Origin of the sequence: Brevibacterium permense (assembly GCF_013280495.1) — a bacterium.
GTDB lineage: Bacteria > Actinomycetota > Actinomycetes > Actinomycetales > Brevibacteriaceae > Brevibacterium > Brevibacterium permense.
Genome location: NZ_JABSSX010000004.1, coordinates 189,096 through 201,094 on the forward strand (window position 1 = coordinate 189,096; position 11,999 = coordinate 201,094).

Genomic DNA, 11,999 nt, shown 5'->3' on the forward strand with positions numbered 1-11,999 from the left:
CGATATTCAGTGGTGTTCTTGGTGGTGCCGCTGAGCGAGTTGTCAGTCCAGGCGGTTCTCGTCGGGCTGAGGTCCGTTGAGCGGTGGGCCCGTCGGAACTGCCGGGCCGTCCCTGTAGTGGGCGTTGTGGCGGCCCGGTTCGGGCACATCGCTGCGCAGTCCGAGCCGGTTCCCGTCGAAGGTCAGCGGCAGCAGCGGCACATCGACGCTTGCACCTGTCGGCAGCCCGGTGTGGGCGAGCGCTCCGGAGGCGACGAGGTGCGGGTCGTCGGTGAGGTCGGCCGGGGTGTTGACCGGAGCAACGGGGAGTCCGCGCCGGGTGCACTTGGCTTCGATCTCGGCCAGGCTCAGCTGTGACAGTGCCTGTTGGAGCTCACGGTGGATGCGGTCGCGTTGGTCGACTCGGCCTTGGTTGGTGAGCATGTCCGGGTCGGCGGCCAGCCCGGTCAGCCCGAATTCGTCGCAGAGGTCACGCCACTGCCCATCGGAGACGGCGGCAACGAAGACCTGGTTGTCGTCGGCATCGCGGAAGATGTCGTAGACGGCCCACGTGGCCTGTCGGGTCGGCATCGGCCGCGGTGGCTCGCCACTGATCTGGGACTGTGCCATGTGCGTGCCGACGAGGAACGCATTGTTCTCGAACAGTGCGGAGTTGATGAGTTTTCCGCGGCCCGTGGTTTCGCGCACCCGCAGTGCCGACTGGATGCCGATGACTCCGAACATTCCGCCCATGATGTCGTTGACGCTGGCACCGGCGCGCAGCGGCTGACCGGGAGGGCCGGTCATATACGCCAATCCCCCGAGCATCTGGACGACCTCGTCGAGGGCGGCGCGGTTCCCGTAGGGGCCGGAGAGGAATCCCTTGAGTGAGCAGTAGATGAGTCCGGGGTTGCGGGCCGAAAGCTCCTCGTATCCGAAGCCGATCGATTCCATCTTCCCGACGCGGAAGTTCTCCAGCAGGACATCGGCGGAATCGACGAGGTCGAGGACGCGGTCACGGTCGGCCGCCTCGGCGATATCGAGTTGGACGCTGTGCTTATTGCGGTTGAACGCGGGGAACAGTCCGGATCCGGATCCGGGCAGATAGCGGGTCTTGTCGCCGGCTCCACGGGGTTCGACCTTGATGACCTCGGCGCCGAGGTCGGCGAGGATCATCCCGCAGCTGGGGCCCATGACCATATGGGAGAACTCGATGACGCGGATGCCTTCGAGCGGCAGCGGTTCGCGGGTCGGTGGGAGGGTCTGTTCGGTCGTCATGTGGGAAGTCGTTTCAGACCTTCGCCGAGGCGGCCACGAACCGGTCGTCGAAGACAGCGGGGGTCGCGGGGATGTCCGACAGGCTCGAGGTCAGGTCGTGTCCGACGGCGGCGATGAGGGGGTCGCGCACCTCGGTGAGCGCCTCGACGTCGACGCCGGTGGCCACGCCCTCGCGGTGGAGGAGGTGGACGAGGTCGTCGGTGCCGATGTTGCCGGCGGCGCCCGGGGCGAAGGGGCAGCCGCCGAGTCCGCCCATGGCCGCGTCGAAGTTCGCGATCCCCAGATCGAGGGCGGCGATGACGTTGGCCATGCCGAAGTTGTAGGTGTCGTGGAGGTGGAGGTTGACCGGTTTGTCCGGGAAGGCGTCGAGAACCGCCGAAGTGTTGCGGCGGACCAGCGAGGGGTTGGCGTTGCCGATGGTGTCGGCCACCCCGACGCCGTGGGCTCCGGCGTCGACGAAGGGACGGAGGACCTCGACGAGGTGGTCAGCCTCGGTGATCCCGTCGAAGGGGCAGATGAAGCTCACGGCGGTCGTGATGTCGAAGCGCAGTCCCTGGTCACGGGCGAAGACGGCGGCGTCCATGAGGCGGTCGGAGGCCTCGGCGATGGAGGCATCGGAGTTCGCCTTCGAATGTCCTTCGGAGGCCGAGAGCACGAGTTTGATGTTCTTCGCCCCGGCGTCGACGGCCCTTTGGGCGCCCTTGAGGTTGAAGACGAGGGTGAAGAACTCGACCCCGTCGGCTTCGTGCGGTGCCAGACGGCGCAGCAGTTCGTCGGTGTCGGCCATCTGCGGGACCTTCTTCGGATTGACGAAGGAGCCGACTTCGATGTGCTTGAGTCCCGAGCCGATGAGCTTCTCGGCCAGGGCAACCTTGACATCGGTGGGCACGATGGCTTTTTCGATCTGCAGCCCGTCGCGCAGAGTGGTGTCGAGGATATCGACGGAAGTGGGCCGGACCATGGGACTCCTTCACGCAGGCTCCCGGTGAACGGGAAACGATTCGTCGTCACGCGACCATGCGCGACTCCACTCTCGTTATATAACGCGCTCAGTCCAGGGAACAAGCTTTGTTCGGCATATGAGAGGTCGGGGAGAATTGCCTGTGTTCAGTCCCGTCTATCGGGAAGCCTGCTTCTTCGGCCGGTATGTCTGGATCGCGTGGCCTTCGAGTTCGCTGCGGTCGACGAGCTCCAGGTCGACCACGTCACTCAGTCCCGCGAAGAGGTAGGTGACGCGGCCGAAGATCAGCCCGTCGGAAGAGGTCTCGGCGTTCAGTCCTCAGCGCCGTCCTGGTCTGGCTCCGGGGCTGCATTCTGCTCCGGAGCCAGTCCCAGCCATGACAGCACTTCGTCGGTGTGCTCGCCCAGATCGGGACCGAGGTGGTCGATCGCGATCGATTCGCCGCCGATGACCGGGGTGATGCCGGGGAAGGCGACGTCTTCGAGGACTTCTTCGCCGGTGGAGACGTCGAGGTTCTGAATCATGCCGCGAGCGGCCAGCTGCTCATCGGCGACGAGGTCTTCGGCCGTGTAGATGGGTCCCGCCGGAACGCCAACTTCTTCCAAGGTCTCGACGACGTCCTCGACAGAACGCTGCGCGCACCACGCCCCGATGGCTTCGTCGAGTTCGTCGCGCCGCTGCCAACGGCCGGCATTCGTCTGCAGGTCGGCATCCTCGGCGAGGTCGGGACGGTCGATCGCCGTCATCAGCCGGGGGAAGATTCCATCCCCGTTGCCGGCGATGACCACGGATTTCCCTCCCGCGCACAGGTAGCCGTTCGAGGGCGCGATGCCCTCCATCCGACCGCCGGTGCGGGTGCGGACCTCGCCGAACGCGGAGTAGTCGGGGACGAGGGATTCCATCACGGAGAACATCGCCTCGTTGAGCGCGACGTCGACGGTCCGCTCCGACAGCGGACCCTTGCCTTCGAAGCTGTGCGCGGATCCGACGACCGCCTCGGCGGCTCCGGCGATCTTCTGTCGCTGTCGGTCGAAGAGCATCATCACGGCACCGAACGCCGCCTGCATTCCGGCGATCGAATCGCCGATCGAGATGCCCACGCGCACCGGTGGGCGGTCGGGGTCGCCGACGAGTTCGCGGAAGCCAGAATATCCTTCGGCCACGGCGGCGAATCCGGGGCGGGATGACATCGGTCCGGTCTGGCCGAAGGCGGAGATGCGCACGAACACGAGATCGGGGTTGGCCTCTTCGAGCACATCGGGCCCGAGTCCCCATTTCTCGAGGGTGCCGGGGCGGAAGTTCTCGAGCAGGATGTCGCTGCGGCGGACGAGCTCGAGCACGGCTTCGCGCCCCTCGTCGCTGCGCAGGTCGAGCACGACCGACTTCTTGTTGCGGTTGATCGTGCGGTAGAGCATCGAGGTGTCGCCGGCTTTGAGTCGCCAGTTGCGCAGCTCATCACCGGTGCCGGGGCGTTCGACCTTGATCACCTCGGCGCCGAAGTCCGCAAGCATCCGCCCGGCGGTGGGGGCGGCGATGTAGTTGCCGAGTTCGAGGACTCGCACACCGGAAAGGGGAAGTCGGTGCGTGCTCATGACGATGCTCCTAGTTGTGCGTGGTTCGGTTCTCCCATGGTGCCAGGTGTCGGCGCGATCGGCGCGGATATCCGCCGTCCGGGCGGTCGGACGGTCCACCTCGCCGAGGAGGCCCTGCGGCTGCGTACGAAAAGCTGAGCTTACCGCCGAGCTGGTATTCATCCCATTTCTCAACCTCAGTTATCACCCGCGCTCTGAGTACAGAAGACTGGCAATCAAGTCACAGACAGCGATGATTCGTCATCGAATGAGGAGTTGAATCGAACGATTTAGCACGCAACAACCACAACGGACAGAACGACTTCGGCAATGAGCAGGGCGAATTCGACGAGAACCGCTGATCTCAGCCCTCACCTGATCCGGCGTCATCGATGAGGCGCCGATCCGCAAACACAAGCGGCGCACCAGTCATCGGTGCGCGCCTTCGTGCATTCACTCCGTGACGGTCACGACCTGACGGTGTCGGCCGAGGCCCTCGAGCTCGAGTTCGACGACGTCGCCGTCGGCCAGGTACGGGTACCGCCCCGACAGCGCGACTCCCTGTGGTGTGCCGGTGAGGATGACGTCGCCCGGCGCGAAGGCCATCGCCTGGTTGAGTTGGAAGATGATCTCGCCGACGGAGAAGATGAGGTCACTCGTCGACGAATCCTGCCTGGCTTCGCCGTTGACCCAGCTGCGCAGTCGCAGGTTGCCAGGGTCCACCTCGGCGACGGGGCGGATCCACGGCCCGAGCGGGGTGAACCCGGGCAGATTCTTCCCCTTCGACCACTGACCCCCGGACTCCTCGATCTGCAGTCGGCGTTCGGACAGATCGTTGCCGAGCACATACCCGGCGACGTGATTGAGTCCTTCCTCCGCCGAGGCGACCCTGAAGGCCCGTGATCCGATGACCACTCCGAGTTCGACCTCCCAATCGGTTTTCGTCGCATACGGCGGCAGTTCGATCGGATCGCTGGGCCCGGCGATGGTCGAGGGCATCTTGAAGAAGATGACGGGCCGCTCGGGAGGTTCGGCTCCGGTCTCTCGGGCGTGCGCAGCATAGTTCATGCCCACGCATACGATGGCCGAAGGTCTGGTCAGCGGGGCGCCGATGCGCAGGTCGTCGGCGCCTTCGAGCGGCTTGAGTTCCCCAGCGTCGAGCGCGCTTCGGACGCGTCCGATGCCGTCGGCGTCGAAGAAGTTCGGGTCGATGTCATCGAACAGTGGACGCAGCTCGAAGCAGACTCCCTCGTGACGGACTGCCGGAATCTCGTGCCCGATCGGTCCCAGTCGCAGCAGTTCCATACGGATCCTCTCTACTAGCTCCAGGCCACAACGTTGTCACCTGCCGACAGGCTAGCGAGACTGCCAGCGTTGATTTGGAATTGCTCAAGCATTGGACACCCGCGGGCGTCGAAGCGCCCACCGAGTTCGACCGTCACACAGTCTGCTGGCGGAGGTAATCGGCTTTCGCGCGGCGGGGTACGACGACGACCGGCACGGGAGAGTTCTGCAGAATCCGCATCGCATGGCTGCCGAGCGAGACCCGCTTGAGCGCACCCAGCCCGGAGGATCCGAGCATCATCACTTCCGGATGCTTCCACTCGACAGCTCCGAGCGCCGCGGCCCAATCGGCGCCGGTTCCCACGACGACGTCCGTCTCACCAGGTTTGATGTGCAGCTGCTCGATCGAGCACAGGATCGTGTCCGTATCCCGCTGGACGGTCTTCGTCCATTCGTCGATGACGCGTGACTCCATGTCGAAGGGCACGTTCGCCGAGGCGACCAGGCGCGAACGCGGAGCGAACGAGGCGATGCGGAACGGAACGTCCGACTCCGCCGAAACCATCGCAGCACCAAGAATGAGATCCGCCGAGGTGGACGACCCCGAATATGCGGCCGTGATCCGCTCCAGCCGCGCCCCTGCAGGCGCTTCGAATCCGGCCGGGGCCAGGGCCACCGGCAGCCTGGCGCTGTGCAGCAGACCGTTCGACACCGACCCGAGCGCGATCTTGCCCGGCTTCCCTTCCGACGATGGTCCGACGACGAGGCGATAGGCGTCGGTCTTCTCACACATCTCGAGCAAACCGCGCCGAGACGACCGCGCGGAATGGAGGACGCATTCGGACTCGATATCGCTGGGAATGAGCGCTCGCGCCTCGTCGAGGGCCGCCTCGGCGACGGTGCGGAACCTGTTCTCGTACTGGCTCTCGAAGTGCACGGGCGCCATCGGGAACGCAGCGGAGTCGACGGCGGTTGCAACGATTCGGCGCCGATAGGTGCGGGCGAGGACGATGCCCAGCTCGACGGCTGCGCGGTTGTCCTGACCTGGGGCAAGACCGACGACGATGCTCATTTGGCTCCTCCTGTGGAGTCCGGCTCGGGGGATTCGGGTTTGGTGGGCCCCGCCTCGGCGAGCTGTTTGCCGAGGACGGAGGACTTGCGGCCGAAGATGAAGTACAGGCCAAGGATAAAGGCGGTCCAGATGATGAATACGACGATCGTGATGACCTGCAGGCTCGAGATGATCCAGAAGCAGCCGATGATCGAGAGCACCGGCAGGACGGGGTAGAACGGGACCTTGAAGCCGCGTTCGAGGTTCGGTTCGCGCACGCGCAGGATGATCACGGCCAGGGAGACGACGACGAAGGCGACGAGGGTGCCGATCGAGGTCATCTCGGCGAGGAAGTTCAACGGGATGAAGCCGGCGAGGACCGCGATGACGGCGGAGACGACGATCGTGCCTTTGACCGGGGTGAGTGTGCGTGGATTGACCTCGCGGAAGAGTTTGGGCATCATTCCGTCGCCGGCCATTGTGAACAGGATGCGGGACTGGCCGTAGATGGAGACCAGGGTTACGGAGAAGATCGAGATCACGGCACCGGCGGCCACGACCGTGCCGGGCCACTGTGAGCCGACGATGTTCTGGAGGATGGCCGACAGGCCGGCGGTCTGTCCGTCGAATTTCTCCCAGGGCTGGGCGGACAGGGCGGCGACGGCGACGAGGACGTAGACGGACGTGACGATGATGAGCGCGGCGATGAGCGCCCGGGGCATCGTCTTCTTCGGGTTCTTCGTCTCGTCACCGGCCGTGGCGACAGCGTCCATGCCGACGTAGCTGAAGAAGATCAGACCCGAGCCGGCGACGACTCCGGAGATGCCGAAGGGCGCGAAATCGGCGAAGTTGTTCGAGTCCCAGCCGGTCACGCCGACGCAGATGAAGAAGATGAGCACGCCGATCTTCAGGCACACCATGATCGCGTTGACGACGATGGATTCGCCGGTGCCTCGGACCAGGAGGAAGCAGCACATCGCGAGCAGGAGGATGGCCGGCAGGTTGACGATTCCGCCTTCTTCCGGTGCGTAGGCCAAGGCATGCGGGATCTCGAAGCCGAAGAGATTGAACAGCAGCTGGTTGACGTACTGCGACCAACCGACGGCGACGGCGGCACCGGCGACTCCGTATTCGAGGAGGAGACACGCGGCCACCCCCATCGCCGGCAGCTCGCCGAGGGTCGCGTACGCATAGGAGTAAGAGGAACCGGAGACGGGGACGGAGCCCGCGAGCTCGGCGTAGCAGATGACCGCGAGGCCGGCGACGGCACCGGCGATGACGAATGACCAGATCACGGCGGGACCTGCCACCGGAACGGATTCGGAGAGGATGAAGAAGATGCCGGTGCCGATGGTTGAGCCGACGCCGACCATCGTCAGCGAGAACAGACCGATGGTGCGCTTGAGATCGGTCTCGACATCTTCCTTCTGCCGCGGAACCGGTTTGATCCGGAACAGCTGCTGTCGCAGGGTGGGCATCGTCTACTCCAGACATCATTGTCGGCTCGGTATACCTCGTCGCTTCGACTGTACTTCAGGTTCGCGACTCCGGCGGCGTCGAAGGGATGAAATCGTGGGCCGGTGCGCGGCTGAGCGCGCGGACCTGTGATTTGTGCGGGTCGCCGCCGCCCTCCCCTCGTAATTGCTACCCGACGGCGGCCTAGATACCTGGCGCCAGGTTGCTGGGCCGCCGTCGGGTAGCCCTAGAGCGAGGCGGACGAGAATATTTGAACTTTATTCAACCACGCAGTTGACTAAGGCACCTCGGCGGTTCTACGCTTTTCATCAACCGAAAGGTTGAATAGAGATTTCGATATCGATACACAGGAGGCCGCAGTGGCCGATCAGCTGTCCAAGGTCTTCGCCGCTCTGGCCGACCCGACGAGGCGGGACATCGTGGCCAGGCTCAGCGTCGCCGATTCGACGGTGAACGAACTCGCCGAACCTTATGACGTCAGCCTGCAGGCCGTATCGAAACATCTCAAGGTGCTCGAGGACTCCGGACTGGTCTCCCGCACCCGTGACGCCCAGCGCAGACCGGTCCACCTCGAGGACAACGTGTTCGATCTGATGACGAAATGGATCGAAAGATACAAACAGCAGGCAGAGGAACGCTACCAACGCCTCGACGCGGTCCTCGAAGCGATGAACGCGGACGAGGAAGCGAACGACTCGGACCCGAGCGCCGCCTCGGCGAAGGAATCCGAGGCCGCATCACCCCACAGAAGATCACGCAAAGGAGCATGACATGACCACCACAGACACCGCAGCCGACTATTCGACTCTCAAGCTCGACGTCCCCGAGGGGGTGCAGACCGTCTCGATCACCCGCGATTTCGCGGCCTCACCGGACAAGGTGTTCCGGGCCCACATCGACCCTGAACTGTTCGTGAAGTGGTGCGGACCGGACTCGATCACGAACACGATTCGGGAATGGAATGCGACGACCGGCGGGAACTGGAGCTATGTCTCGAACGACGATCGCGGGGAGTACGCGTTCTTCGGATCGTTCCACGAGGTGCGGGAGAACGAGCGCATCGTCCAGACCTTCACCTTTGAGGGATTCCCGGACGCGGTCAACCTCGAGATCCTCACGCTCACTGACCTCGGCGACGGGCGGACACGGCTGATGTCGACTTCGATCTTCGACTCGCTCGAATCCCGCGACGGCATGGTCGCCTCGGGCATGGAGCACGGCATCGTCGAGGGCTACAACAAACTCGACCGCCTCCTAGACCACCCCTAATTGCTACCTGACGGCGTCCCAGCAGCCTGGCGCGAGGTTGCTGGGCCGCCGTCAGGTAGTTCGGGCGGGGTCGGACGACCTGGCAATGTACAGGCACAGCTCGTTGATGCCGATGAGAAAGACGCCGGAGCCCAGCAGGGCTGCACCCGGGGCCTCGACCGCCAGGACCAACAGGATGAGTCCCGCGACGAAGAGCGGGTAGCTCAGACTTGTGAGCAGAATTGAACGATGGGCAGACTCCTGCACCGTGATGATCACCAACCTGGATCGCGAATCGAGTTGTCTTGTCCGTCGCACCTCTGGCTGAGGCATTCCGCCGAAAACCACGATGAGACCACTCAACGATAGCCAGAGATCCAGTCGCGGTCTCTCCCGTAAAAGGATGATTTCCCACGCCCAAAACACCTGACGGCGTCCCATCAACGTGGCGCCGGGTTGGTGGGGCGCCGTCAGGTAGTTCCGGGGCGTTCGGACATTGTGGAGAAGTAGGAATCCCGGCTGCGGCGCACGTGGCGGGCCATAACTTCGGCGGCCAGGGCATCCTGACCGGCATCGATGGCGGCGATGATCTCGCGATGTTCCGGCCATGCCTGTGGACCCCGGCGCATGAGGTTGAGCGAGTACAGCCATTCGATCTTGCCCGAGATCTGGCGAAGGAGGCTGATGAACGACAAGCTGCCGCTGAGCTCGGCGACAGCGAAGTGGAAGCGCATGTTGAGCACCGCGAGGTCCTCATAGCGTTCCGCCTCGATGACGGCGTCACCGGCGTCGAGGATGGCATCGATCTCTTCACGGATTTCCGCCCACCGAGGGTCCGGGTCCTGTCCGGCAGTGCGCTCTGCCACCCTGCGCGCCGCACGCTTCGCGGTTGCCGACTCGAGCACGATGCGGATCTCGAACAGATCTTCGGCGTCCTCGACCGGTGACGGTGCGACGACCGATCCGCTGTATTTCCGGGACTCGACGAGCCCGTCCGCCTCGAGCGCACGCAAAGCCTCCCGAATCGGGATCCGCGACACCTCGTACCGTTCGGCCAGCGCGACCTCCCGCAGTTTGGTTCCCGGCTCGAGCTTTCCCGTGATGATGTCGGTGCGGATCTGAGCGCCGACGTCCCGCTTGCGATCATTCGAATCGGGCATCGTCACCTTCCTGCCGCGTAGCCCTGCGCACCGCGCGGATTCGCGCCTGCGCTCAGCCGCCCGGTCGCCAGATCCCGAGTCACGCACGACAGCCTGCCGAGCTCCCAATCCCCCGCCCTGGTCACGTTGTGACCGCGGGCGATGAGTCCGCTGATGACACCCTCGCCGAGGCGGTCCTCAACGACCGCTCCGCCCGGCACCCAGGTGCGCGGCCAGAAGGAGCCCGCCAACGATGTTGTGTGCAGTGCAGGGGCGTCGATGGCTTCCTGAGCGGCGTATCCGCCGACGAGCATGCGTAGGATCAACAGCAGTTGCCACTGTTCCTGCTGGTCACCGCCGGGTGAGCCAAGAGCGATAATCGGCTGCCCATCTTTGGAGATCAGCGTCGGTGTCAGCGTGGTGCGCGGGCGCCGACCCGGACGCAGTGCCGACGGGGCAGCCTCGTCGAGCCACATCATCTGCAGCCGCGTGCCGAGGCAGAATCCGAGCTCGGGGACGGTCGGCGAAGACTGCAGCCAGCCTCCGGACGGGGTCGCAGAGATCATGTTGCCCCACCGATCGACGACGTCGAGGTGGCAAGTGTCGCCGTTGTTGACGCCGTTCTTCTGCACGGTCGGTTCGCCGATCCCGGCCTTGATGAGGGCTTCCTTGTCCGCTCCTTCGGGGATGAGCGGGGTGGTAAAAGCCGGTGCCTCACCGTTGCGGCCGGCACCGGGACGGAACTCGGGGGATGCCGTCTCGGTGATGAGGTCCCGACGGTCGGCCGCGTAGTCCTCGCTGAGCAGCCAGTCGAGATCGACGTCGGCATCGCCGTAATAGGTGTCGCGGTCGGCCATCGCCAGCTTGAGTGCCTCGAGGATCGTGTGCGCTCCGATCTCGGTCGACGGGTCCAGTCTTTCGTCGTCGAGGCCCTCAAGGATCTTCAATGCCTGCAGGAGCACCGGCCCCTGCCCCCAGGCACCGATCTTCGCGACCTGATATCCGCGGAAGTCAATGGTGACGGGGTCTTCGAAACCCGCAGCGAAACCAGCGATGTCCGTGGCGGTCAGCACTCCGGCATGGTCGCCGCCGGTCGAGTGCCTGTGTGGAGCGGCGACGAAGTCGGCGATCGCCTCGGCGACAAAACCGGACGACCATTCCTTCCGGGCCGCTTGGATTCGCTCCTCTCGCGAACCGCAACCGTCGCCGGCTGCGATGAGATTGCGCAGCACCTCGGCGTAGGCATGGTTGAACACCAGCTCCCCTGGTTCAGGGACTCGGCCATCGGGCATCCATTGCTCAGCGGAGGTCGGCCAGTGCTCGGTGAACAGTTCGCTGACCTTCGCGATCGTGCCTGCGGCCCTGGCGAGGATCGGATGCCCGTTGTCGGCATAGTCGATGGCGAAGTCGAGGACGTCTGCGAGCTCCCACGTCCCATGATGTTCGAGCAGATTGAGCCACGAATCGACAGCTCCGGGAACAGCGGCAGCGAGAGCCCCGGAGCCAGGAACCATATCAAGGCCCTCGCCGCGGAAATGCTCGATCGTCGCCGCAGCCGGGGCCGGCCCTTGGCCCATCATCACCTGTGGTCGGGAAGGCTCGGCGTCGGTGGCGAAGATGCCGGTCATATCGCCGCCGGGTCCGTTGAGGTGGGGTTCGACGACGTGGAGGACGAAGGCTCCGGCGACGGTGGCGTCGAAGGCGTTCCCGCCGCGTTCGAGCACCGCCTGCGATGTTGCAGTGGCCAACCAGTGCGTCGATGCCGCCATCCCGAAATGCCCCTCGAGGGTGGGGCGCGTGGTGAATGCTGGGGGCGGTGTAAAGGTCATGAGCGAAGTCCTTCGGCAGTGGTCAGCTGATCGTGGTTCGGCGTGCAAGCCGTGGTCAGCTGTCGATAACGACGATACCCGGACAATTCCGGTTGCCCCTCGATTGCATGCCAACCGTCACCTGATTACAGTTTTGTATACAAATTACCTCTCATGGCGACATTCCGGCACTGCCGCCGGCTC

At 64.6% G+C, this 11,999-nt stretch carries 11 protein-coding genes; 2 read left to right on the forward strand and 9 right to left on the reverse strand.

Annotated features, from left to right (window positions below):
• Positions 1–42 precede the first annotated feature (42 nt).
• The 6 genes from HK353_RS07910 to HK353_RS07935 form a co-directional block, all read right to left on the reverse strand.
• Complete coding sequence (locus HK353_RS07910; RefSeq protein ID WP_173154912.1) at positions 43–1,257, reverse strand: CaiB/BaiF CoA transferase family protein; 1,215 nt, start codon at positions 1,255–1,257, stop codon at positions 43–45.
• Positions 1,258–1,270: 13 nt separating this feature from the next.
• A complete protein-coding gene (locus tag HK353_RS07915; RefSeq protein ID WP_173154914.1) occupies positions 1,271–2,218 on the reverse strand; it encodes a hydroxymethylglutaryl-CoA lyase in 948 nt (315 codons plus the stop codon).
• A 311-nt stretch (positions 2,219–2,529) separates the two neighbouring features.
• The gene (locus tag HK353_RS07920; protein WP_173154917.1) at positions 2,530–3,810 is read right to left on the reverse strand and encodes a CaiB/BaiF CoA transferase family protein; all 1,281 of its coding nucleotides are present in this window, start codon (positions 3,808–3,810) and stop codon (positions 2,530–2,532) included.
• 432 nt (positions 3,811–4,242) lie between these two features.
• Positions 4,243–5,094 (reverse strand): fumarylacetoacetate hydrolase family protein, encoded by an 852-nt coding sequence (locus tag HK353_RS07925; RefSeq protein ID WP_173154920.1) that lies wholly within the window; start codon positions 5,092–5,094, stop codon positions 4,243–4,245.
• Between the two features lie 133 nt (positions 5,095–5,227).
• Positions 5,228–6,145, reverse strand: a complete 918-nt coding sequence (locus HK353_RS07930) for a universal stress protein (RefSeq protein ID WP_173154923.1) — start codon at positions 6,143–6,145, stop codon at positions 5,228–5,230.
• Entirely contained in the window at positions 6,142–7,602 is a 1,461-nt protein-coding gene (locus HK353_RS07935; protein ID WP_173154926.1) for an APC family permease, read from the reverse strand. The genes HK353_RS07930 and HK353_RS07935 overlap by 4 nt, the downstream gene beginning before the upstream one ends.
• Before the next feature lie 357 nt (positions 7,603–7,959).
• On the opposite strand from HK353_RS07935, the gene HK353_RS07940 reads away from it, so the two are divergent.
• Both HK353_RS07940 and HK353_RS07945 read left to right on the forward strand, forming a co-directional pair.
• A complete protein-coding gene (locus HK353_RS07940; protein ID WP_173154928.1) occupies positions 7,960–8,370 on the forward strand; it encodes a metalloregulator ArsR/SmtB family transcription factor in 411 nt (136 codons plus the stop codon).
• 1 nt (position 8,371) lies between these two features.
• The gene (locus HK353_RS07945; RefSeq protein ID WP_173154931.1) at positions 8,372–8,869 is read left to right on the forward strand and encodes an SRPBCC family protein; all 498 of its coding nucleotides are present in this window, start codon (positions 8,372–8,374) and stop codon (positions 8,867–8,869) included.
• A 51-nt stretch (positions 8,870–8,920) separates the two neighbouring features.
• Here the strand turns inward: HK353_RS07945 and HK353_RS07950 are convergent, their stop codons facing one another.
• The 3 genes from HK353_RS07950 to HK353_RS07960 form a co-directional block, all read right to left on the reverse strand.
• The gene (locus HK353_RS07950) at positions 8,921–9,130 is read right to left on the reverse strand and encodes a hypothetical protein (RefSeq protein WP_173154934.1); all 210 of its coding nucleotides are present in this window, start codon (positions 9,128–9,130) and stop codon (positions 8,921–8,923) included.
• A gap of 188 nt (positions 9,131–9,318) precedes the next feature.
• Entirely contained in the window at positions 9,319–10,008 is a 690-nt protein-coding gene (locus HK353_RS07955) for a GntR family transcriptional regulator (protein WP_173154937.1), read from the reverse strand.
• A 2-nt stretch (positions 10,009–10,010) separates the two neighbouring features.
• On the reverse strand, positions 10,011–11,816 hold the full coding sequence (locus HK353_RS07960; RefSeq protein ID WP_173154940.1) for a gamma-glutamyltransferase family protein: 1,806 nt from the start codon (positions 11,814–11,816) through the stop codon (positions 10,011–10,013).
• Positions 11,817–11,999: the final 183 nt, after the last annotated feature.

What these genes read in the sequence shown, in the direction of transcription:
- HK353_RS07925 (WP_173154920.1), bottom strand. Translation starts at nt 5,094, where the DNA reads ATGGAACTGCTGCGACTGGGACCGATCGGGCACGAGATTCCGGCAGTC.
- HK353_RS07945 (WP_173154931.1), top strand. Translation starts at nt 8,372, where the DNA reads ATGACCACCACAGACACCGCAGCCGACTATTCGACTCTCAAGCTCGAC.
- HK353_RS07920 (WP_173154917.1), bottom strand. Translation starts at nt 3,810, where the DNA reads ATGAGCACGCACCGACTTCCCCTTTCCGGTGTGCGAGTCCTCGAACTC.
- HK353_RS07930 (WP_173154923.1), bottom strand. Translation starts at nt 6,145, where the DNA reads ATGAGCATCGTCGTCGGTCTTGCCCCAGGTCAGGACAACCGCGCAGCC.
- HK353_RS07955 (WP_173154937.1), bottom strand. Translation starts at nt 10,008, where the DNA reads ATGCCCGATTCGAATGATCGCAAGCGGGACGTCGGCGCTCAGATCCGC.
- HK353_RS07910 (WP_173154912.1), bottom strand. Translation starts at nt 1,257, where the DNA reads ATGACGACCGAACAGACCCTCCCACCGACCCGCGAACCGCTGCCGCTC.
- HK353_RS07935 (WP_173154926.1), bottom strand. Translation starts at nt 7,602, where the DNA reads ATGCCCACCCTGCGACAGCAGCTGTTCCGGATCAAACCGGTTCCGCGG.
- HK353_RS07960 (WP_173154940.1), bottom strand. Translation starts at nt 11,816, where the DNA reads ATGACCTTTACACCGCCCCCAGCATTCACCACGCGCCCCACCCTCGAG.
- HK353_RS07915 (WP_173154914.1), bottom strand. Translation starts at nt 2,218, where the DNA reads ATGGTCCGGCCCACTTCCGTCGATATCCTCGACACCACTCTGCGCGAC.